The 20,449-nt window shown below is 56.7% G+C and carries 21 protein-coding genes; 18 read left to right on the forward strand and 3 right to left on the reverse strand.

The features are described 5' to 3' along the window. Positions 1–5: 5 nt before the first annotated feature. The 3 genes from recF to dnaA are packed head-to-tail and all read right to left on the reverse strand — an operon-like array spanning position 6 to position 3,793. Positions 6–1,109: a DNA replication/repair protein RecF gene (gene recF, locus KGB24_RS24985; RefSeq protein WP_008041454.1), complete on the reverse strand. Its 1,104-nt coding sequence runs from the start codon at positions 1,107–1,109 to the stop codon at positions 6–8. 20 nt (positions 1,110–1,129) lie between these two features. Continuing rightward, positions 1,130–2,233, reverse strand: a complete 1,104-nt coding sequence (gene dnaN, locus KGB24_RS24990; protein WP_008027555.1) for a DNA polymerase III subunit beta — start codon at positions 2,231–2,233, stop codon at positions 1,130–1,132. Between the two features lie 39 nt (positions 2,234–2,272). Next, positions 2,273–3,793 carry a chromosomal replication initiator protein DnaA gene (dnaA, locus tag KGB24_RS24995; protein WP_008027554.1) on the reverse strand — a complete coding sequence of 507 codons (1,521 nt, stop codon included), beginning with the start codon at positions 3,791–3,793 and terminating at the stop codon, positions 2,273–2,275. Positions 3,794–4,359: 566 nt separating this feature from the next. On the opposite strand from dnaA, the gene rpmH reads away from it, so the two are divergent. From rpmH to KGB24_RS25085, 18 genes are all read left to right on the forward strand, one after another. Beyond that, complete coding sequence (gene rpmH, locus KGB24_RS25000) at positions 4,360–4,494, forward strand: 50S ribosomal protein L34 (protein ID WP_003213577.1); 135 nt, start codon at positions 4,360–4,362, stop codon at positions 4,492–4,494. Positions 4,495–4,510: 16 nt separating this feature from the next. Continuing rightward, positions 4,511–4,912 carry a ribonuclease P protein component gene (gene rnpA, locus KGB24_RS25005; RefSeq protein ID WP_028620331.1) on the forward strand — a complete coding sequence of 134 codons (402 nt, stop codon included), beginning with the start codon at positions 4,511–4,513 and terminating at the stop codon, positions 4,910–4,912. Next, entirely contained in the window at positions 4,905–5,150 is a 246-nt protein-coding gene (gene yidD, locus KGB24_RS25010; RefSeq protein WP_010207715.1) for a membrane protein insertion efficiency factor YidD, read from the forward strand. Before rnpA ends, yidD begins: the two co-directional genes overlap by 8 nt. Before the next feature lie 2 nt (positions 5,151–5,152). Continuing rightward, on the forward strand, positions 5,153–6,838 hold the full coding sequence (gene yidC / locus KGB24_RS25015) for a membrane protein insertase YidC (RefSeq protein WP_008027549.1): 1,686 nt from the start codon (positions 5,153–5,155) through the stop codon (positions 6,836–6,838). 79 nt (positions 6,839–6,917) lie between these two features. Continuing rightward, entirely contained in the window at positions 6,918–8,288 is a 1,371-nt protein-coding gene (gene mnmE / locus KGB24_RS25020) for a tRNA uridine-5-carboxymethylaminomethyl(34) synthesis GTPase MnmE (protein WP_008027547.1), read from the forward strand. Between the two features lie 550 nt (positions 8,289–8,838). Continuing rightward, positions 8,839–10,737, forward strand: a complete 1,899-nt coding sequence (gene mnmG / locus KGB24_RS25025) for a tRNA uridine-5-carboxymethylaminomethyl(34) synthesis enzyme MnmG (RefSeq protein WP_192417793.1) — start codon at positions 8,839–8,841, stop codon at positions 10,735–10,737. Then, positions 10,734–11,378, forward strand: a complete 645-nt coding sequence (rsmG, locus tag KGB24_RS25030) for a 16S rRNA (guanine(527)-N(7))-methyltransferase RsmG (protein ID WP_007948096.1) — start codon at positions 10,734–10,736, stop codon at positions 11,376–11,378. Before mnmG ends, rsmG begins: the two co-directional genes overlap by 4 nt. Positions 11,379–11,396: 18 nt before the next feature. Further along, positions 11,397–12,194 (forward strand): ParA family protein, encoded by a 798-nt coding sequence (locus KGB24_RS25035; protein ID WP_008027543.1) that lies wholly within the window; start codon positions 11,397–11,399, stop codon positions 12,192–12,194. A 9-nt stretch (positions 12,195–12,203) separates the two neighbouring features. Next, on the forward strand, positions 12,204–13,076 hold the full coding sequence (locus KGB24_RS25040) for a ParB/RepB/Spo0J family partition protein (RefSeq protein WP_223413991.1): 873 nt from the start codon (positions 12,204–12,206) through the stop codon (positions 13,074–13,076). A 148-nt stretch (positions 13,077–13,224) separates the two neighbouring features. Next, on the forward strand, positions 13,225–13,632 hold the full coding sequence (locus tag KGB24_RS25045) for a F0F1 ATP synthase subunit I (RefSeq protein ID WP_008027539.1): 408 nt from the start codon (positions 13,225–13,227) through the stop codon (positions 13,630–13,632). 16 nt (positions 13,633–13,648) lie between these two features. Then, the gene (gene atpB / locus KGB24_RS25050) at positions 13,649–14,518 is read left to right on the forward strand and encodes a F0F1 ATP synthase subunit A (RefSeq protein ID WP_008027537.1); all 870 of its coding nucleotides are present in this window, start codon (positions 13,649–13,651) and stop codon (positions 14,516–14,518) included. A 133-nt stretch (positions 14,519–14,651) separates the two neighbouring features. Then, complete coding sequence (gene atpE, locus KGB24_RS25055) at positions 14,652–14,909, forward strand: F0F1 ATP synthase subunit C (protein ID WP_002555987.1); 258 nt, start codon at positions 14,652–14,654, stop codon at positions 14,907–14,909. A 56-nt stretch (positions 14,910–14,965) separates the two neighbouring features. Continuing rightward, the gene (locus KGB24_RS25060) at positions 14,966–15,436 is read left to right on the forward strand and encodes a F0F1 ATP synthase subunit B (RefSeq protein ID WP_008027535.1); all 471 of its coding nucleotides are present in this window, start codon (positions 14,966–14,968) and stop codon (positions 15,434–15,436) included. Positions 15,437–15,448: 12 nt separating this feature from the next. Continuing rightward, positions 15,449–15,985, forward strand: coding sequence for a F0F1 ATP synthase subunit delta (locus tag KGB24_RS25065; protein ID WP_008027533.1), 537 nt, complete (start codon positions 15,449–15,451; stop codon positions 15,983–15,985). A 21-nt stretch (positions 15,986–16,006) separates the two neighbouring features. Continuing rightward, the gene (gene atpA, locus KGB24_RS25070) at positions 16,007–17,551 is read left to right on the forward strand and encodes a F0F1 ATP synthase subunit alpha (RefSeq protein ID WP_008027530.1); all 1,545 of its coding nucleotides are present in this window, start codon (positions 16,007–16,009) and stop codon (positions 17,549–17,551) included. Between the two features lie 50 nt (positions 17,552–17,601). After that, complete coding sequence (atpG, locus tag KGB24_RS25075; RefSeq protein WP_008027528.1) at positions 17,602–18,462, forward strand: F0F1 ATP synthase subunit gamma; 861 nt, start codon at positions 17,602–17,604, stop codon at positions 18,460–18,462. A gap of 27 nt (positions 18,463–18,489) precedes the next feature. Next, entirely contained in the window at positions 18,490–19,869 is a 1,380-nt protein-coding gene (gene atpD / locus KGB24_RS25080) for a F0F1 ATP synthase subunit beta (protein ID WP_008027526.1), read from the forward strand. A 45-nt stretch (positions 19,870–19,914) separates the two neighbouring features. Beyond that, complete coding sequence (locus KGB24_RS25085) at positions 19,915–20,340, forward strand: F0F1 ATP synthase subunit epsilon (protein WP_007969909.1); 426 nt, start codon at positions 19,915–19,917, stop codon at positions 20,338–20,340. Positions 20,341–20,449: the final 109 nt, after the last annotated feature.

A 20,449-nucleotide genomic window follows, 5' to 3' on the forward strand; every position in this document is an offset into this window, starting at 1 on the left:
TGCCTTCACTCCCGATGGTCGTGGGTCTGGGTGATACGGCCCTGTTCCACGTGGAACAGAGCGACTGGCGTTTCCGTCTGCCAGCCTTCCCTCAATAATTCGTGATCTACACAGGTGATAAACACCTGGCAGCGTAAGTCTTCCAACAAGCGGCAAAGCGCGCGGCGGTGCTGCTCGTCCAGTTCGGACGGCAAGTCATCCACCAGATAAATACACTGGCCGCGTCGGGCCTGGCTGACCAGGTGCCCTTGGGCAATCCGCAATGCACAGACCACCAACTTCTGCTGACCGCGGGACAAGATGTCCGCGGCGTTATGTGCGCCCAATCTGAGGCGCAAATCAGCGCGTTGTGGTCCGGCCTGGGTATGACCCATCTGCTGGTCTCGCTGAACGGACCCAGCGAGCACTGCACTCAATTCGCGGTCTTTGTCCCAGCCTCGGTAATAGCTGAGCGTCAAACCTTCAAGCTCAACCAGTTCGCTCAAGGTCTGTTCAAAGACTGGTTTCAAGGCTTTGATATAGGCACGGCGGTATTCATCAATTTCAGCGCTGGCCTGGCACAGTTCCCTGTCCCAAACCGCTTGCGAAACGGCGTCAAGTGTACCATGCCGCAGCCAAGAGTTTCTCTGGCGCAGGGCCTTCTGCAAGCGCTGCCAGGTGGACATGAACCGCGGTTCCACGTGGAACACGCCCCAGTCGAGAAACTGTCGGCGAATCTTCGGTGCACCTTCAAGCAGGCGGAAGCTATCAGGGTTGATCAGTTGCAGCGGCAGGATCTCCGCCAGCTGTGCCGCACTGCGCGCGTTCTGCCCGTCAATACGGATCTGGAACTCGCCTTGGCGGTCCCGTGATATCCCCAGTGCGCTGTGCCCACCCTCAGCCAACTCAACCTGACCGAATACGGTGCAGGCCAATTGCTCGTACTGAATAACCGGCAAAAGGCGGGTACTACGAAACGAACGGGCAAGCCCCAGCAGGTGAATGGCTTCCAGAACACTGGTTTTGCCGCTGCCGTTGGCGCCGTAAAGAATGTTGATTCGGGGGGAGGGGGAGAAGGTCACCGGGTGCAGATTGCGCACCGCGGTGACCGAGACGCGACTTAATGACATCTAGCTTCTGCTGAGCATGATTACAGACGCATCGGCATGACAACGTAGGCCGAGTCATCATTGTCAGACTCTTGCACCAGCGCACTGCTGTTGGAGTCGGACAGGATCAGGCGAACCTGCTCAGTGGTCATCACGCCCAGCACGTCGAGCAAGTAGCTCACGTTGAAGCCGATTTCCAGATTGCCGCCGTTGTACTCAACGCCCACTTCTTCTTCCGCTTCTTCCTGCTCCGGGTTGTTGGCCTGGATCTTCAACTGACCGCTGGCCAGTTGCAGACGGATACCGCGGTACTTCTCGTTGGACAGAATCGCGGTACGGCTGAAAGCTTCACGCAACGCCTGACGATCGCCGAGCACCAGTTTGTCGCCGCCCTTCGGCAGAACACGCTCATAGTCCGGGAATTTACCGTCGACCAGTTTAGAGGTGAAGGTGAACTCGCCTGTGGTGGCGCGGATGTGATGCTGACCCAGGACGATGCTGACATTGCCGTCCGGCTCGGTCAGCAGGCGCGCCAGCTCAAGGATACCCTTGCGCGGCACGATGACCTGGTGGCGATCCGGCTGACCGATGTCGGCCTGCATCGAGCACATGGCCAGACGGTGACCGTCGGTGGCCACGGCCCGGATGATCCCTGCCGAGACTTCCAGCAACATGCCGTTCAGGTAATAACGCACGTCCTGCTGGGCCATGGCGAAGCTGGTGCGTTCAATCAGACGACGCAGTTTGCTTTGCTCAAGGCTGCAAGTCAGCGAACCCGGGCCTTCTTCAACAGTCGGGAAATCGTTCGCCGGCAGGGTCGACAGGGTGAAGCGGCTACGGCCAGCCTTCACCACCAGCTTCTGCTCGTCGACCTTGATGTCGATCAGCGCGTCGTTCGGCAGGCTTTTGCAGATGTCCATCAGCTTGCGCGCAGGCACAGTGATGGAACCCGGGTCAGCCGGCTCTTCGAGTTGTACACGACCGACCAGCTCGACTTCCAGGTCGGTACCGGTCAGCGACAGTTGCTGGCCTTCGACAACCAGCAGCACGTTGGAGAGCACCGGCAAGGTCTGTCGGCGCTCGACGACGCCTGCGACCAGTTGCAGGGGTTTCAACAGGGCTTCGCGTTGAATGGTGAAATGCATGGTCTAGTCCCTTGCCTTAATAAGCTGCGCTGGTGTTCATCAAGTTGTCAGAGTACGCAGCAGGTTCTTGTAGTCCTCGCGGATGTCCGCGTCGGATTCCTTAAGTTCGTTGATCTTGCGGCAGGCGTGCAAAACAGTCGTGTGGTCGCGGCCGCCAAACACATCGCCGATTTCCGGCAGGCTGTGGTTAGTCAACTCTTTGGACAACGCCATGGCAACCTGACGCGGACGAGCGACCGAGCGTGAACGACGCTTGGACAGCAGGTCTGAAATCTTGATCTTGTAGTACTCGGCAACAGTGCGCTGAATGTTATCCACAGAGACCAGTTTGTCTTGCAGCGCCAACAGATCTTTCAGGGATTCGCGAATCAGCTCGATGGTGATATCGCGGCCCATGAAGTGCGAGTGGGCGATCACGCGTTTAAGCGCACCTTCCAGCTCACGGACGTTGGAGCGAATACGTTGGGCGATGAAGAACGCTGCGTCGTGGGGCAGATCGACTTTGGCCTGGTCGGCCTTTTTCATCAGGATCGCGACACGGGTTTCCAGCTCCGGCGGCTCGACGGCTACCGTCAGGCCCCAGCCGAAGCGGGATTTGAGGCGCTCTTCAAGGCCTTCGATTTCTTTAGGGTAGCGGTCACTGGTGAGAATGACCTGCTGGCCACCTTCGAGCAGGGCGTTGAAGGTGTGGAAAAACTCTTCCTGCGAACGTTCCTTGCGGGCAAAGAACTGAATGTCATCGATCAGCAATGCGTCCACCGAACGGTAGAAACGCTTGAACTCGTTGATCGCGTTCAGTTGCAGAGCCTTGACCATATCGGCCACGAAACGCTCCGAATGCAGGTACACGACCTTGGCATTCGGGTTCTTCTTTAATAGATGGTTACCCACAGCGTGCATCAAGTGAGTTTTACCCAAGCCAACACCGCCATAAAGGAAGAGCGGGTTGTAACCGTGCTTGGGGTTGTCCGCCACCTGCCAGGCCGCAGCCCGGGCCAGTTGGTTGGACTTACCTTCGACGAAGTTCTCGAAGGTGAAAGTGCGGTTCAGGTAACTGGTGTGCTTGAGCGCACCTTCGACCTGCACCGTGCGCTGCTCGGAACGCACCGGAGCCTGTTGAGAACTGGCGCCAGCCATCGGATCGAAGCTGTCGCGCGATGGCTCTTCACTGACTTCGGCAACTTTCTGTGTCGAACGCTTGGTCGGTGTGGCCGTCGGGGCAGGTGCCGGAGCACTGACAGGCGCTTGAGCCGCCTGTGCCTGAGACGCGGCGGCAGCCAGTGGAGCATTCGGGGCAGCCCGTGGAGCCGAACTGCGTTTGCTGCCTATTAATAAGGAAAGCGCCGGCGCCATGCCGTTGCCATGCTCATCCAGCAGTTCAAGGACGCGGCCCAGGTACTTTTCGTTGACCCAGTCGAGAACAAAACGATTCGGTGCGTAGACACGCAACTCGTCGCCTTCGGCTTCGACCTGTAGTGGACGGATCCAAGTGTTGAATTGTTGGGCAGGCAGCTCATCGCGCAAAAGCTCCACGCACTGCTGCCAAAGTTCCACTGACACGGATATCCCCTAAGTTGAAAGCCGGTGAGGCAAAAACAAGCGGCCATTGTAGCGACCAGACGCCGACTTATCCACACGTAGGTGGCTCACTGACCAAGAAGAATCAACGTTTTATAGGTAAAAAAGACGACCAGTGGTCTGTGCATAAGCTCTGTGGATAACCGCCCTTGAGGTCGTTGCACAAGTGGGGGCGAAACTCGGTGGATAACCTGCCTGTGGATAACAGCCCCTTTCACACACAGCTTATCCGACAGCGCAGCACAGGCTGACCACCGTTTTCCACCGTAGTTGTCATTCTCTGTACATCACGGGATAGAAGGTCTGAAGGTAGTTATCCACAGATGATCGGTGTCCTAGCTTTTATAAGCTTTACAGAAAAGCTTTAAATACTTTCCTTCTTTATTTTTATATTTGGCTGGAGGTGAAGACGAGCAAAACGTCTGGAGATCTATTTATAAGGAAACGTTGGTTGGAAATTGACCTAGAGGCTTGCTTTCTCTAGAATCCCCGGTCTCTTAAAACGGGGGCCATTCCGGCCCGTTGTGGACGAACCAGGTAACACGACAATGAAACGTACTTTCCAACCAAGCACTATCAAACGCGCTCGTACCCACGGTTTCCGTGCTCGCATGGCTACCAAGAACGGTCGTGCCGTTCTGTCGCGTCGTCGCGCCAAAGGTCGTGCGCGTCTGGCAGTTTGATAAGCCGGCACTGGAGGTGAGTCAGGACTTCAGTCGGGAAAAGCGTCTGCTTACTCCCCGGCATTTCAAGGCAGTCTTTGACTCCCCTACCGGCAAGGTTCCGGGGAAAAATCTCCTGCTCCTTGCGCGCAACAACGATCTTGATCACCCCCGTCTCGGGCTGGTTATCGGGAAAAAGAGCGTAAAGCTCTCCGTCGAGCGCAATCGCCTCAAACGTCTGATGCGCGAATCGTTCCGTCTGAACCAGGATTCACTGGTCGGCTGGGATATCGTTATCGTCGCGCGCAAAGGTTTGGGTGACGTAGAAAACCCCGAATTGATTCAGCATTTCGGCAAACTCTGGAAGCGTCTGGCACGCAGCACGCCGGTACCAGCAGTCAAAACCGAAACTGTAGGGGTAGACAGTCCAGATGCGTAAACTGGCACTCGTTCCGATCCAGTTTTATCGCTATGCCATTAGTCCTCTGATGGCCAGTCACTGTCGTTTCTACCCCAGTTGTTCCTGCTACGCGTTAGAAGCCATAGAAAATCATGGCCTTCTGCGCGGTGGCTGGCTGACCTTTCGTCGTTTAGGTCGCTGTCATCCGTGGAATCCCGGTGGTTATGACCCGGTTCCACCTATCCCTACCTCCCGTTCTTCTTCGATGGCCGAGTAATCATGGATATCAAACGCACGATCCTGATCGTCGCCCTGGCAATCGTGTCCTACGTTATGGTTCTTAAATGGAACCAGGACTATGGCCAGGCTGCCCTGCCGACTCAGAATGTTGCTTCCAGTACTACCGCACCGGGCCTACCGGATACGGCGACTGGCAATAATGCTTCTGTCAGTGACGACATTCCGCGCGCCGCAAGCGATACCAGTGCCACTGCACCTGCTGAAACACCAGTAGCTGCAAGCAAAGACCTCATCCAGATCAAAACGGATGTGCTCAACCTGGCTATCGATCCACAAGGTGGCGATGTTGCACAGTTGACTCTGCCGCTGTATCCACGTCGCCAGGACCATCCGGAAATTCCATTCCAGTTGTTCGATAACGGCAACGAGCGGACTTATCTGGCTCAAAGCGGTTTGATCGGTACCGATGGTCCGGACGCAAGTCCTGCCGGTCGTCCGGTTTACTCCTCCGAGAAGAAGATCTACCAACTGGCCGACGGTCAGAACCAATTGGTTGTAGACCTGAAGTTCAGCAAGGACGGCGTCAACTACATCAAGCGTTTCACACTGAAACGTGGCCTGTACGACGTAACCGTTTCCTACGTGATCGACAACGAAAGCGCCAAGCCTTGGTCCGGTGCGATGTTCGCCCAACTGAAGCGTGACGCCAGCTCCGATCCTTCCTCCAGCACTGCCACCGGCACCGCGACTTACCTGGGCGCCGCCCTGTGGACAAGTAACGAGCCGTACAAGAAAGTGTCGATGAAGGACATGGACAAGGCTCAGCTGAAAGAAACCGTGAACGGTGGTTGGGTTGCCTGGTTGCAACACTACTTCGTGACCGCATGGATTCCGGCGAAGGGCGAAAACAACGTCGTCCAGACCCGTAAAGACAGCAAAGGCAACTACATCATCGGCTACACCGCCCCGGCAATGACTGTTGCGCCAGGTGCGAAAGCCGAAACCAGCGCTGTTCTGTACGCCGGTCCGAAAAGCCAGGCTGTGCTGAAAGAGTTGTCCCCAGGTCTGGAACTGACCGTCGACTACGGCATTCTGTGGTTCATTGCCCAGCCAATCTTCTGGCTGCTGCAACACATCCACGCGCTGGTCGGTAACTGGGGCTGGTCGATCATCTTCCTGACCATGCTGATCAAAGGGATTTTCTTCCCGCTGTCGGCAGCCAGCTACAAATCCATGGCCCGCATGCGCGCAGTGGCACCGAAACTGGCCGCGCTGAAAGAGCAACATGGCGATGACCGGCAGAAAATGTCGCAAGCCATGATGGAGCTGTACAAGAAAGAGAAGATCAATCCGCTGGGTGGTTGCTTGCCAATCCTCGTGCAGATGCCGGTTTTCCTCTCGCTGTACTGGGTTCTGCTGGAAAGCGTTGAAATGCGCCAAGCGCCGTTCATGCTGTGGATTACTGACCTGTCGATCAAGGATCCGTTCTTCATTCTGCCGATCATCATGGGTGCAACCATGTTCATCCAGCAGCAGTTGAACCCGACTCCTCCGGATCCGATGCAGGCCAAGGTGATGAAGCTGATGCCAATCATCTTCACCTTCTTCTTCCTGTGGTTCCCGGCTGGTCTGGTGCTGTACTGGGTAGTGAACAACTGCCTGTCCATCGCCCAACAGTGGTACATCACTCGTAAAATCGAAGCGGCTACTAAAGCAGCTGCCTGATTTACACTGTGGATAACCACTCAAAACGCCCCCTAGTGGGGCGTTTTGCTATCTGTCACTTTTGTCTGGATACCGGTTTATGAGCGCTCCTCGTGAAACCATCGCCGCCGTCGCCACCGCTCAAGGTCGTGGCGGCGTAGGCATCGTCCGTATTTCCGGGCCGCTGGCGAGCGTTGCGGCCAAGGCCTTCAGCGGTCGTGAACTCAAGCCGCGATTCGCCCACTACGGCCCGTTTTTCGATCAAAACGAAGAGGTGCTGGACCAAGGCATTGCCTTGTATTTTCCGGGCCCGAACTCGTTCACCGGCGAAGATGTGCTGGAACTCCAGGGTCATGGCGGCCCGATTGTTCTCGACATGCTGCTCAAGCGATGCCTTGAACTGGGGTGCCGTCTGGCACGACCAGGTGAATTCAGCGAACGTGCGTTCCTGAATGACAAACTCGATCTGGCACAGGCCGAAGCAATCGCCGACCTGATCGAGGCCAGTTCTGCACAGGCCGCCCGCAATGCATTGCGCTCCTTGCAGGGGGCATTTTCCGATCGTGTGCATAACCTCACCGAGCAACTGATCGGCCTGCGGATTTACGTAGAAGCGGCCATCGACTTCCCGGAAGAAGAAATCGACTTCCTTGCCGATGGCCATGTACTGAGCATGCTCGACAAAGTCAGGGACGAGTTATCCACCGTGCTGCGCGAAGCCGGGCAGGGTGCGTTGCTGCGTGACGGCATGACGGTGGTGATCGCCGGTCGGCCAAATGCCGGTAAATCCAGTTTGCTCAACGCACTGGCCGGTCGTGAAGCAGCGATCGTGACCGAGATTGCCGGCACCACCCGTGACATTTTGCGCGAACATATCCACATCGATGGCATGCCGCTTCACGTGGTAGATACCGCTGGTCTGCGAGATACCGATGACCATGTGGAAAAAATCGGTGTTGAACGGGCGTTGAAAGCCATTAGCGAAGCTGATCGAGTGCTGTTGGTGGTCGATGCCACCGCACCGGAAGCGCTTGATCCGTTCGCGTTGTGGCCAGAGTTCCTGGAAACCCGCCCGGATCCGGCAAAAGTCACGTTGATCCGTAACAAGGCCGACCTCACGGGTGAAGCGATTGCCCTGGAAGTCAGTGAGGATGGCCATGTGACCATCAGCCTGAGTGCCAAGTCGGCTGGCGAAGGCCTGGAACTGCTGCGTGATCATCTCAAGGCCTGCATGGGCTATGAGCAGACGTCGGAAAGCAGCTTCAGCGCTCGCAGGCGTCACCTTGAGGCGTTACGTCATGCCAGTGCATCTCTCGAGCACGGCCGTGCACAGCTGACGCTGGCGGGTGCCGGTGAGCTACTGGCCGAAGATTTGCGTCAGGCTCAACATGCCTTGGGCGAGATCACCGGTGCATTCAGCTCCGATGACCTGCTGGGACGGATCTTTTCCAGTTTCTGTATCGGCAAATAGCCCTCTCGTTGTCCACAGACAGGCCATTCGCGCCTGTCTGTTCTTCCCCTTTTCCTGAATTGCCTCCAGTGCCGAGCAGATTCTTTCTGCCAGGGCGGATTTTCTGCGCCCGGGATTTGATCAATCGGCGCGTTTCTGTGGATTAAGCCCTGTGAATAACTGCCGCTAAGGGCAGTTGATAACAGGGCCTCAAAACTGAAGATAACCGCCTCTGTGGATAACCACCCCTTTCATCCACAGGCTTACACCGGTTATCCAAGGGCCTCATTGGCACATGACCACAGGGTTTTGATTCTCTGTACATATTGAAAACAAAGGGCTGTACGAATCTATCCACAGAAATGGTGCTCAGTAGAAATAAACATAAAAACAAAGATTTAATAAATTTCTTTCTTTTTAATTTCTATAACCCCGACTTCTCCACAGCTGGTTAAATTTTGTGCAAAGGGTTCTTTAGGAAGGGCGAAGTCCCTATACTTGTCGACCAGGTCCAAAAACCTGAGCTCAAACTATTCCTGAATTACCTACTTAAGCAGGCACGAGGTGCGTGGTGGATTTCCCTTCCCGTTTTGAAGTGATCGTCATCGGCGGCGGTCATGCCGGTACCGAGGCAGCACTGGCCTCAGCACGTATGGGGGCAAAAACCCTGTTGCTGACGCATAACGTGGAAACCCTCGGTGCCATGAGTTGCAACCCGGCCATTGGCGGGATCGGCAAAAGCCACCTGGTAAAAGAAATCGATGCCCTTGGCGGAGCGATGGCCATGGCTACCGATAAAGGCGGCATTCAGTTTCGCGTGTTGAACAGCCGCAAAGGCCCGGCCGTGCGTGCAACCCGCGCCCAGGCAGACCGGGTTCTGTACAAGGCCGCTGTCCGCGAAGCATTGGAAAACCAGCCTAACCTGTGGATATTTCAACAAGCCGCTGATGACCTGATCGTTGAACAGGAACAAGTGCGCGGTGTTGTCACCCAAATGGGCCTCCGTTTCTTCGCCGACTCAGTGGTGTTGACCACTGGCACCTTCCTCGGTGGACTTATCCACATCGGAATGCAGAATTATTCCGGTGGTCGTGCCGGTGATCCGCCGTCGATCGCCCTGGCTCACCGTCTGCGCGAATTGCCACTGCGTGTTGGCCGATTGAAAACCGGTACGCCGCCGCGTATCGACGGTCGGTCTGTGGATTTCTCGGTGATGACCGAACAAGCAGGTGATACGCCGATCCCGGTGATGTCGTTCATGGGTTCCAAAGAGCAGCATCCGAAACAGGTGAGCTGCTGGATTACCCACACCAACGCCCGGACCCACGAAATCATCGCAGCGAACCTCGACCGTTCGCCGATGTACTCCGATGCAGGGTTGATCGAAGGTATCGGCCCGCGCTACTGCCCGTCGATCGAAGACAAGATCCACCGCTTTGCCGACAAGGAAAGCCACCAGGTCTTCATCGAACCGGAAGGTTTGACCACTCACGAGCTGTACCCGAACGGGATATCCACATCCCTGCCGTTCGACGTGCAATTGCAGATCGTGCAATCGATTCGCGGCATGGAAAACGCGCACATCGTGCGTCCGGGCTACGCCATCGAGTACGACTACTTCGACCCGCGTGACCTGAAGTACAGCCTGGAAACCAAAGTCATTGGCGGTCTGTTTTTCGCCGGGCAAATCAATGGCACCACCGGTTACGAAGAAGCCGGCGCCCAGGGTTTGCTGGCCGGGGCCAACGCTGCACTGCGTGCGCAAGGCAAAGACGCCTGGTGCCCGCGTCGCGACGAGGCGTACATCGGAGTGTTGGTTGACGACCTGATTACCCTTGGAACTCAAGAGCCGTACCGGATGTTCACATCCCGCGCCGAGTACCGTCTGATCCTGCGTGAAGACAACGCGGACCTGCGCCTGACCGAAAAAGGTCGAGAGCTGGGTCTGGTGGATGACGCGCGCTGGGCGGCGTTCTGCACCAAACGCGAAAGCATCACGCTGGAAGAGCAGCGCCTGAAAAGTACCTGGGTTCGTCCCGGCACCGAGCAGGGCGATGCGATATCCGAGAAATTCGGCACGCCGCTGACTCACGAATACAACCTGCTCAACCTCTTGAGCCGTCCGGAAATCGACTACGCTGGTCTGATCGCCGTGACTGGCGGGGGAGCAGAAGATCCACAAGTCGCCGAGCAGGTTGAAATCAAGACCAAATACGCCGGTTATATCGATCGTCAGCAAGATGAAATCGCACGTCTGCGGGCGAGCGAAGACACGAAGCTGCCTGTGGATATCGATTACACGAACATTTCCGGTCTCTCCAAAGAGATCCAGAGCAAGCTCGGTGCGACCCGTCCAGAAACACTGGGCCAGGCGTCACGCATTCCGGGTGTCACACCGGCAGCCATTTCGCTGTTGATGATTCATTTGAAAAAACGCGGCGCGGGCCGTCAGTTGGAGCAAAGCGCTTGAGTTCGTTGGTCACCTCGCAACACGCTGAAGAGTTATCCACAGGTGCTCGCCAGCTCGGTGTCACATTGACCGAAACCCAGCACGCGCAGTTGTTGGGTTATCTGGCCCTGTTGATCAAATGGAACAAGGCCTACAACCTGACCGCCGTGCGCGATCCGGACGAAATGGTCTCGCGTCACCTGCTCGATAGTTTGAGCGTGATGTCGTTCATCGAAAACGGTCGCTGGCTGGACGTTGGCAGCGGTGGCGGCATGCCGGGCATTCCGCTTGCAATCCTGTTTCCAGAGTCCCAAGTGACCTGCCTGGACAGCAACGGCAAGAAAACCCGCTTCCTGACCCAGGTCAAACTCGAACTCAAACTGGATAACCTGCAAGTTATCCACAGTCGCGTCGAAGCCTTCCAGCCTGCACAGCCTTTCAACGGGATCATTTCCCGGGCGTTCAGCAGCATGGAGAACTTCAGCAACTGGACGCGCCACCTTGGCGATGCCGATACACGTTGGCTGGCAATGAAGGGCGTTCATCCGGCCGATGAGCTGGTAGCATTGCCGGCAGACTTCCACCTCGATAGCGAACACGCCCTGGCCGTACCTGGTTGCCAAGGCCAACGCCATCTGCTGATACTGCGCCGCACGGCATGATTGGGAACACAAGCAAGAATGGCTAAGGTATTCGCGATAGCGAACCAAAAGGGTGGTGTGGGTAAAACCACCACCTGCATCAACCTCGCAGCTTCCCTGGTTGCTACCAAGCGCCGGGTGCTGTTGATCGATCTCGATCCACAGGGCAACGCCACCATGGGTAGCGGTGTGGATAAACACGGCCTGGAAAACTCGGTCTACGACTTGCTGATCGGCGAATGCGATCTGGCCCAGGCCATGCACTTCTCCGAGCACGGTGGCTACCAGCTGTTGCCGGCCAACCGCGACCTGACCGCGGCCGAAGTGGTTCTGCTGGAAATGCAGATGAAGGAAAGCCGCCTGCGCAGCGCGCTGGCGCCGATCCGTGAAAACTACGATTACATTTTGATCGACTGCCCGCCGTCGCTGTCGATGCTCACGCTGAACGCTTTGGTCGCGGCTGACGGGGTAATTATCCCCATGCAGTGCGAGTACTTTGCGCTCGAAGGCCTGAGCGACCTTGTGGATAACATCAAGCGCATCGCTGAACTGCTGAACCCGAACCTGAAAGTCGAAGGCCTGTTGCGCACGATGTATGACCCGCGCCTGAGCCTGATGAACGACGTGTCGGCGCAGCTGAAAGAACACTTCGGCGAGCAGCTCTACGATACGGTTATCCCACGTAACATCCGCCTGGCCGAAGCGCCAAGCTATGGCATGCCGGCACTGGCCTACGACAAGACTTCGCGGGGCGCCATTGCCTATCTGGCACTCGCTGGCGAGATGGTTCGCCGTCAGCGCAAAAATTCACGCACTGCCGCTGCTCAGGCAACTTAAGGAATCCCCATGGCCGTCAAGAAACGAGGTCTCGGACGTGGACTGGATGCACTGCTGAGCGGTCCGACCGTCAGCTCGCTGGAAGAGCAGGCTGTACAAGCCGATCAGCGTGAGCTGCAGCATTTGCCCCTGGACCTGATCCAGCGCGGCAAGTACCAGCCGCGTCGGGACATGGACCCGCAAGCGCTGGAAGAACTGGCGCAATCGATCAAGGCCCAGGGCGTGATGCAGCCGATCGTGGTTCGCCCGATCGGCAGCGGTCGCTTCGAAATCATCGCCGGCGAACGTCGCTGGCGTGCCAGCCAGCAGGCTGGCCAGGAAACCATCCCGGCGATGGTGCGCGATGTGCCGGATGAAACCGCCATCGCCATGGCGCTGATCGAGAACATCCAGCGCGAAGACCTCAATCCGATCGAAGAAGCGGTGGCCCTGCAGCGTTTGCAGCAGGAATTCCAGCTGACTCAGCAACAAGTGGCCGACGCGGTGGGCAAATCCCGCGTGACTGTGGCCAACCTGCTACGCTTGATCTCGTTGCCGGAAGTTATCAAGACCATGCTGTCGCACGGTGACCTGGAAATGGGTCATGCCCGTGCTTTGCTTGGTTTGCCGGAGAATCAACAGGTTGAAGGGGCGCGACATGTTGTCGCACGGGGGCTGACTGTGCGCCAGACTGAAGCACTGGTTCGCCAGTGGTTGAGTGGCAAACAGGAGCCTGCCGAACCGGTAAAACCGGACCCGGATATCGCCCGACTCGAGCAGCGTCTGGCTGAGCGCCTAGGCTCTGCGGTGCAGATCCGACACGGAAAGAAGGGGAAAGGGCAGTTGGTCATTGGTTACAACTCCCTTGATGAGCTTCAGGGTGTGCTCGCACACATTCGCTGAAACATTTCCTCATGTAGCGTGCAGTCGGAAATCACTACCTGACAGTTGAATAGGGGCAGAACCGCCCCTATACTCTGCGCGCATTTTGTCGGCACAAATTATGCCAAGTTATTGAATTCTGGCAGCCGACCATTGGGGAGTATTAGTGATGGAAACCCGCACGCCAAACCGCTTGCCGTTCCATCGCCTGGCAGTTTTTCCGGTGTTGATGGCTCAGTTTGTCGTGTTGCTGATCGCCGCTTTGGCGCTGTGGCAATGGCACGGAGTCGTTGCCGGGTACTCAGGACTCTGCGGAGGCCTGATAGCCTTGCTACCCAATGTTTATTTCGCTCACAGGGCATTTCGGTTTTCCGGCGCCCGAGCAGCTCAAGCCATCGTCCGGTCTTTTTATGCTGGCGAGGCGGGCAAACTGATTTTGACGGCAGTGCTTTTTGCATTGACGTTTGCAGGTGTGAAGCCATTGGCGCCGCTAGCTGTATTCGGCGTCTTCGTGTTGACCCAACTGGTCAGCTGGTTCGCGCCCCTGCTGATGAGAACAAGACTTTCGAGACCTTAGGGCGTTTGAGGCAACCATGGCAGAAACAACCGCTTCGGGCTATATCCAGCACCACTTGCAGAACCTGACCTTCGGTCAGCACCCAACCGGCGGGTGGGGTTTTGCCCACACCGCAGCAGAAGCCAAAGAAATGGGCTTCTGGGCTTTCCACGTCGATACCCTCGGCTGGTCGGTCGCTTTGGGTCTGATCTTCGTTCTTCTTTTCCGCATGGCGGCAAAGAAAGCGACTTCCGGTCAGCCTGGTGCTTTGCAGAACTTCGTTGAAGTATTGGTCGAATTCGTCGATGGCAGCGTGAAAGACAGCTTCCATGGCCGTAGCCCGGTGATTGCACCGCTGGCACTGACCATCTTCGTCTGGGTCTTCCTGATGAACGCCGTCGACCTGATCCCGGTCGACTGGATTCCTCAGCTGGCCATCCTGATCACTGGCGATGCGCACATTCCGTTCCGTGCCGTATCGACCACTGACCCGAACGCTACCCTGGGCATGGCCCTGTCGGTGTTCGCGTTGATCATTTTCTACAGCATCAAGGTCAAGGGCATCGGCGGCTTCGTCGGCGAGCTGACCCTGCACCCGTTCGGCAGCAAGAACATCTTCGTTCAGGCCCTGCTGATTCCGGTGAACTTCCTGCTGGAGTTCGTGACGCTGGTAGCCAAGCCAATCTCCCTGGCACTGCGTCTGTTCGGCAACATGTACGCCGGCGAGCTGGTCTTCATTCTGATTGCTGTGATGTTCGGCAGCGGTCTGCTCTGGCTTAGCGGCCTGGGCGTAGTTCTGCAGTGGGCGTGGGCTGTGTTCCACATCCTGATCATCACCCTGCAGGCGTTTATCTTCATGATGCTGACCATCGTTTACCTTTCGATGGCGCACGAAGAGAACCATTAAGGCCAGTCTCGACTAGTCTGATGTCCCACCCGGTCAAACGGGTGGGGGCCCGAACAGGGCTATGAAACGATTTGTTTTACCGCTTTAAAATCTAAAAAACCTAAACCATACGACGTAAAAGTCGGGAGGAAAGATGGAAACTGTAGTTGGTCTAACCGCTATCGCTGTTGCACTGTTGATCGGCCTGGGCGCACTGGGTACCGCAATTGGTTTCGGCCTGTTGGGCGGCAAGTTCCTGGAAGGCGCAGCGCGTCAGCCAGAAATGGTTCCAATGCTGCAAGTTAAAATGTTCATCGTTGCCGGTCTGCTCGACGCCGTAACCATGATCGGTGTTGGTATCGCTCTGTTCTTCACCTTCGCGAACCCATTCGTTGGTCAACTCGCTGGCTAATCACTCGAACCTTCGAGTGATTGGTTTGATGTGCAACGAACGAGCGAGGTGTTGGCGTGAACATTAATGCAACCCTGATTGGCCAGTCCGTTGCGTTCTTCATTTTTGTACTGTTTTGCATGAAGTTCGTGTGGCCTCCGGTCATCGCGGCTTTGCACGAACGTCAGAAGAAGATCGCGGATGGACTGGACGCTGCCGCCCGAGCAGCTCGCGACCTGGAGTTGGCCCAAGATAAAGCGGGTCAACAACTGCGCGAAGCTAAGGCTCAGGCAGCTGAAATCATTGAGCAAGCCAAGAAACGCGGTAACCAGATTGTTGAAGAGGCTGTTGAAAAAGCCCGTATCGACGCTGACCGTGTGAAGGTTCAGGCTCAGGCCGAGATCGAGCAGGAACTGAACAGTGTCAAAGACGCGCTGCGTGCCCAACTGGGTGCACTGGCCGTTGGCGGCGCCGAGAAGATCCTGGGTGCCACAATCGATCAAAACGCGCACGCGGAGCTGGTAAACAAACTGGCTGCTGAAATTTAAGCGAGGGCGATCATGGCAGAATTGACCACGTTGGCCCGACCTTACGCTAAGGCAGCCTTCGAGCACGCCCAGGCCCACCAGCAACTGGCCTCTTGGTCAGCCATGCTCGGCCTGGCTGCAGCAGTGTCGCAAGACGACACCATGCAGCGCGTGCTCAAGGCCCCGCGACTGACGAGCGCAGACAAGGCCGCCACGTTTATTGACGTGTGCGGCGACAAGTTTGATGCCAAGGCACAGAACTTCATCAACGTCGTTGCCGAAAACGACCGTCTCCCGCTGTTGCCGGAGATATCCGCTCTGTTCGACCTGTACAAGGCCGAACAAGAGAAGTCGGTAGACGTTGAAGTGACCAGTGCTTTTGCATTGAACCAAGAACAGCAAGACAAACTCGCCAAGGTTCTCAGTGCACGACTCAACCGGGAAGTGCGCCTGCAAGTCGAGGAAGACAAATCCCTTATTGGGGGCATTGTCATCCGCGCCGGCGACCTGGTTATCGATGGCTCGGTTCGCGGCAAACTCGCGAGCCTTGCCGAAGCATTGAAATCTTGAGTTTGAAGGGGCAGCAGAGCAATGCAGCAACTCAATCCTTCCGAAATAAGTGAAATTATCAAGGGCCGCATCGACAAGCTCGATGTGACCTCCCAAGCCCGTAACGAAGGCACTGTCGTCAGCGTATCTGACGGTATCGTGCGGATTCACGGTCTGGCCGACGTAATGTACGGCGAGATGATCGAGTTTCCGGGCGGCGTCTTCGGTATGGCCCTCAACCTGGAGCAAGACTCTGTAGGTGCCGTTGTATTGGGCGCATACCAGACTCTGGCTGAAGGCATGAGCGCCAAGTGCACCGGCCGCATCCTCGAAGTTCCGGTTGGTAAGGAACTGCTGGGTCGCGTAGTCGACGCACTGGGTAACCCAGTTGACGGCAAAGGTCCGCTGAACAACACCGAGACCGACGCGGTCGAGAAAGTTGCTCCAGGCGTGATCTGGCGTAAGTCGGTAGACCAGCCTGTACAGACTGGCTACAAGGCTGTCGATGCCATGATCCCTGTCGGCCGTGGCCAGCGTGAGCTGATCATCGGTGACCGTCAGATCGGTAAAACCGCTCTGGCGATCGACGCGATCATCAACCAGAAAAACAGCGGCATTTTCTGCGTCTACGTAGCGATCGGTCAGAAACAATCGACCATCGCCAACGTGGTTCGCAAGCTGGAAGAAAACGGCGCACTGGCTAACACCATCGTCGTGGCAGCGAGCGCTTCGGAATCTGCAGCACTGCAATTCCTGGCACCGTACTCCGGTTGCACCATGGGTGAATACTTCCGCGACCGCGGTGAAGACGCGCTGATCGTTTATGACGATCTGTCCAAGCAAGCAGTGGCTTACCGCCAGATTTCCCTGCTGCTGCGCCGTCCACCAGGCCGTGAAGCTTACCCAGGCGACGTGTTCTATCTCCACTCCCGTCTGCTGGAGCGCGCATCCCGCGTTTCGGAAGAATACGTAGAGAAGTTCACCAACGGCGCAGTGACCGGCAAAACCGGTTCCCTGACCGCACTGCCGATCATCGAAACCCAGGCTGGCGACGTTTCCGCGTTCGTTCCGACCAACGTGATTTCCATCACCGACGGTCAGATCTTCCTGGAATCGGCCATGTTCAACTCCGGGATCCGTCCTGCTGTGAACGCCGGTGTTTCGGTATCCCGTGTGGGTGGTGCCGCTCAGACCAAGATCATCAAGAAGCTCTCCGGTGGTATCCGTACCGCTCTGGCTCAGTACCGTGAACTGGCGGCATTCGCCCAGTTCGCTTCTGACCTGGACGAAGCGACCCGTAAGCAACTTGAGCATGGTCAGCGCGTTACCGAGCTGATGAAGCAGAAGCAATACGCACCAATGTCGATCGCTGACATGGCGCTGTCGCTGTATGCCGCTGAGCGTGGGTTCCTGACTGACGTTGAAATCGCCAAGATCGGCAGCTTCGAACAAGCGCTGATTGCTTTCTTCAACCGCGATCACGCCGAATTGATGGCGAAGATCAACGTGAAGGGTGACTTCAATGACGAAATCGACGCTGGCATGAAAGCCGGTATCGAGAAGTTCAAGGCCACCCAAACCTGGTAAGCCGCAGCGGGAGCCGCAAGGCTCCCGCTTGCTAACCTGATAGGTGTTACATGGCAGGCGCAAAAGAGATTCGCAGTAAGATTGCGAGCATCAAAAGCACGCAAAAGATTACCAGCGCCATGGAAAAAGTGGCGGTCAGTAAAATGCGCAAGGCACAAATGCGCATGGCTGCTAGCCGTCCTTACGCGGAGCGCATCCGCCAGGTTATTGGCCATTTGGCCAACGCTAACCCGGAATATCGCCACCCATTCATGATCGACCGTGAAGTAAAGCGTGTTGGTTATGTCGTGGTGAGCAGTGACCGTGGTCTGTGTGGTGGCTTGAACACCAACCTGTTCAAGGCTCTGGTCAAGGACATGGCGGTAAACCGCGAAAACGGCGTCGAGATTGATCTGTGTGTAGTTGGTAGCAAGGGTGCGGCTTTCTTCCGCAACTTCGGCGGTAACGTCGTAGCAGCTATCAGCCACCTGGGTGAAGAGCCGTCGATCAATGACCTGATCGGCAGCGTCAAGGTGATGCTGGATGCCTACCTGGACGGCCGTATTGACCGCCTGTCCGTGGTGTCCAACAAGTTCATCAACACCATGACGCAAACGCCTACCGTGGAGCAGTTGATTCCATTGGTGGCAACCCCGGATCAAGGACTCAAGCACCACTGGGATTATCTGTACGAACCGGACGCCAAAGAGCTGCTTGACGGCTTGATGGTCCGTTACGTGGAGTCGCAGGTCTACCAGGCGGTGGTCGAGAACAACGCGGCTGAACAAGCTGCGCGGATGATCGCGATGAAGAACGCTACCGACAACGCCGGTGATTTGATCAGCGATTTGCAGCTGGTCTACAACAAGGCGCGTCAGGCTGCGATCACCCAAGAGATCTCGGAAATCGTCGGCGGCGCTGCCGCGGTTTAACGGTTCAAATATTCAGAGGATCCAGCTATGAGTAGCGGACGTATCGTTCAAATCATCGGCGCCGTTATCGACGTGGAATTCCCACGCGACAGCGTACCGAGCATCTACAACGCTTTGAGTGTAAAAAGCGATGCAGGCACCACTCTCGAAGTTCAGCAGCAGCTGGGCGACGGCGTGGTTCGTACCATTGCGATGGGTTCCACCGAGGGCTTGAAGCGCGGTCTGGAAGTCACCGACTCTGGCGCAGCCATCTCCGTACCGGTCGGTAAAGCGACTCTGGGCCGGATCATGGACGTACTGGGCAACCCGATCGACGAAGCTGGTCCGATCGCCACCGAAGAGCGCTGGGGCATTCACCGTCCTGCGCCAACCTTCGCTGAGCAAGCGGGCGGCAACGACCTGCTGGAAACCGGCATCAAGGTTATCGACCTGGTTTGCCCGTTCGCCAAGGGTGGTAAAGTTGGTCTGTTCGGTGGTGCCGGTGTAGGCAAAACCGTAAACATGATGGAACTGATCCGTAACATCGCCATCGAGCACAGCGGTTATTCCGTGTTCGCCGGTGTGGGTGAGCGTACTCGTGAGGGTAACGACTTCTACCACGAGATGAAGGACTCCAACGTTCTGGACAAAGTGGCACTGGTTTACGGTCAGATGAACGAGCCGCCGGGTAACCGTCTGCGCGTAGCACTGACCGGCCTGACCATGGCCGAGAAGTTCCGTGACGAAGGTAACGACGTTCTGCTGTTCGTCGACAACATCTATCGTTACACCCTGGCCGGTACTGAAGTATCCGCACTGCTGGGCCGTATGCCTTCCGCAGTAGGTTACCAGCCGACCCTGGCCGAAGAGATGGGTACTCTGCAAGAGCGTATCACTTCGACCAAAAACGGTTCGATCACCTCGATCCAAGCGGTATACGTACCTGCGGATGACTTGACTGACCCGTCGCCAGCGACCACCTTCGCCCACTTGGACGCCACCGTCGTTCTGTCCCGTGACATCGCTTCCCTGGGTATCTACCCAGCGGTCGATCCACTCGACTCGACTTCGCGCCAGCTGGACCCGAACGTAATCGGCCAGGACCACTACGATACCGCTCGCGGTGTACAGTACGTTCTGCAGCGTTACAAAGAACTGAAGGACATCATTGCGATCCTGGGTATGGACGAGCTGTCGGAAGCCGACAAGCAGTTGGTAAACCGTGCTCGTAAGATCCAGCGCTTCTTGTCGCAGCCGTTCTTCGTGGCTGAAGTCTTCACCGGTGCCTCGGGTAAATACGTTTCCCTGAAAGACACCATTGCTGGCTTCAAAGGCATCCTCAACGGTGACTACGACCACCTGCCAGAACAAGCGTTCTACATGGTCGGCGGCATCGAAGAAGCGATCGAGAAAGCCAAGAAACTGTAATCCCGGCGCCCGGCAACGGGCGCTAATTTAGGTTGAGGCAATCAGATGGCTATGACAGTCCATTGCGATATCGTCAGCGCGGAAGGAGAAATCTTTTCCGGCCTGGTCGAGATGGTGATTGCGCACGGTGCACTGGGTGATCTTGGTATCGCCCTGGGCCACGCGCCGCTGATCACTAATCTCAAGCCTGGCCCGATCCGCCTGGTCAAGCAGGGCGGGGAAGAGGAGGTGTATTACATCTCCGGTGGTTTCCTCGAGGTTCAGCCGAACATGGTCAAGGTTCTTGCCGACACCGTGCAACGAGCTGCCGACCTGGACGAAGCCTCCGCTCAGGAAGCCGTTAAGGCTGCCGAGAAGGCCTTGCATGAGCGGGGCGCGGAATTCGATTACGGTTCTGCTGCCGCACGTCTGGCCGAGGCTGCAGCTCAGCTGCGCACCGTCCAGCAGATCCGCAAGAAGTTTGGCCACTAACAGGCCATCACTTGTTGCGCGATTGATTAAAAAGGGTAGCCTCGGCTACCCTTTTTTCTTTTCCGATTTTCATAACCTGGTCGCAGCCGCTGACCATCCAGGATTGGTA

The sequence above is a fragment of the Pseudomonas sp. BF-RE-25 genome, assembly GCF_019956105.1.
Taxonomy (GTDB): Bacteria; Pseudomonadota; Gammaproteobacteria; order Pseudomonadales; family Pseudomonadaceae; genus Aquipseudomonas; species Aquipseudomonas migulae.

Coding starts and splice junctions, on each gene's coding strand:
- atpE (WP_002555987.1), top strand. CDS start 14,652: ATGGAAACTGTAGTTGGTCTAACCGCTATCGCTGTTGCACTGTTGATC.
- KGB24_RS25065 (WP_008027533.1), top strand. CDS start 15,449: ATGGCAGAATTGACCACGTTGGCCCGACCTTACGCTAAGGCAGCCTTC.
- KGB24_RS25045 (WP_008027539.1), top strand. CDS start 13,225: ATGGAAACCCGCACGCCAAACCGCTTGCCGTTCCATCGCCTGGCAGTT.
- KGB24_RS25035 (WP_008027543.1), top strand. CDS start 11,397: ATGGCTAAGGTATTCGCGATAGCGAACCAAAAGGGTGGTGTGGGTAAA.
- dnaN (WP_008027555.1), bottom strand. CDS start 2,233: ATGCATTTCACCATTCAACGCGAAGCCCTGTTGAAACCCCTGCAACTG.
- atpA (WP_008027530.1), top strand. CDS start 16,007: ATGCAGCAACTCAATCCTTCCGAAATAAGTGAAATTATCAAGGGCCGC.
- atpD (WP_008027526.1), top strand. CDS start 18,490: ATGAGTAGCGGACGTATCGTTCAAATCATCGGCGCCGTTATCGACGTG.
- recF (WP_008041454.1), bottom strand. CDS start 1,109: ATGTCATTAAGTCGCGTCTCGGTCACCGCGGTGCGCAATCTGCACCCG.
- KGB24_RS25040 (WP_223413991.1), top strand. CDS start 12,204: ATGGCCGTCAAGAAACGAGGTCTCGGACGTGGACTGGATGCACTGCTG.
- mnmE (WP_008027547.1), top strand. CDS start 6,918: ATGAGCGCTCCTCGTGAAACCATCGCCGCCGTCGCCACCGCTCAAGGT.
- yidC (WP_008027549.1), top strand. CDS start 5,153: ATGGATATCAAACGCACGATCCTGATCGTCGCCCTGGCAATCGTGTCC.
- rpmH (WP_003213577.1), top strand. CDS start 4,360: ATGAAACGTACTTTCCAACCAAGCACTATCAAACGCGCTCGTACCCAC.
- atpG (WP_008027528.1), top strand. CDS start 17,602: ATGGCAGGCGCAAAAGAGATTCGCAGTAAGATTGCGAGCATCAAAAGC.
- yidD (WP_010207715.1), top strand. CDS start 4,905: ATGCGTAAACTGGCACTCGTTCCGATCCAGTTTTATCGCTATGCCATT.
- KGB24_RS25085 (WP_007969909.1), top strand. CDS start 19,915: ATGGCTATGACAGTCCATTGCGATATCGTCAGCGCGGAAGGAGAAATC.
- atpB (WP_008027537.1), top strand. CDS start 13,649: ATGGCAGAAACAACCGCTTCGGGCTATATCCAGCACCACTTGCAGAAC.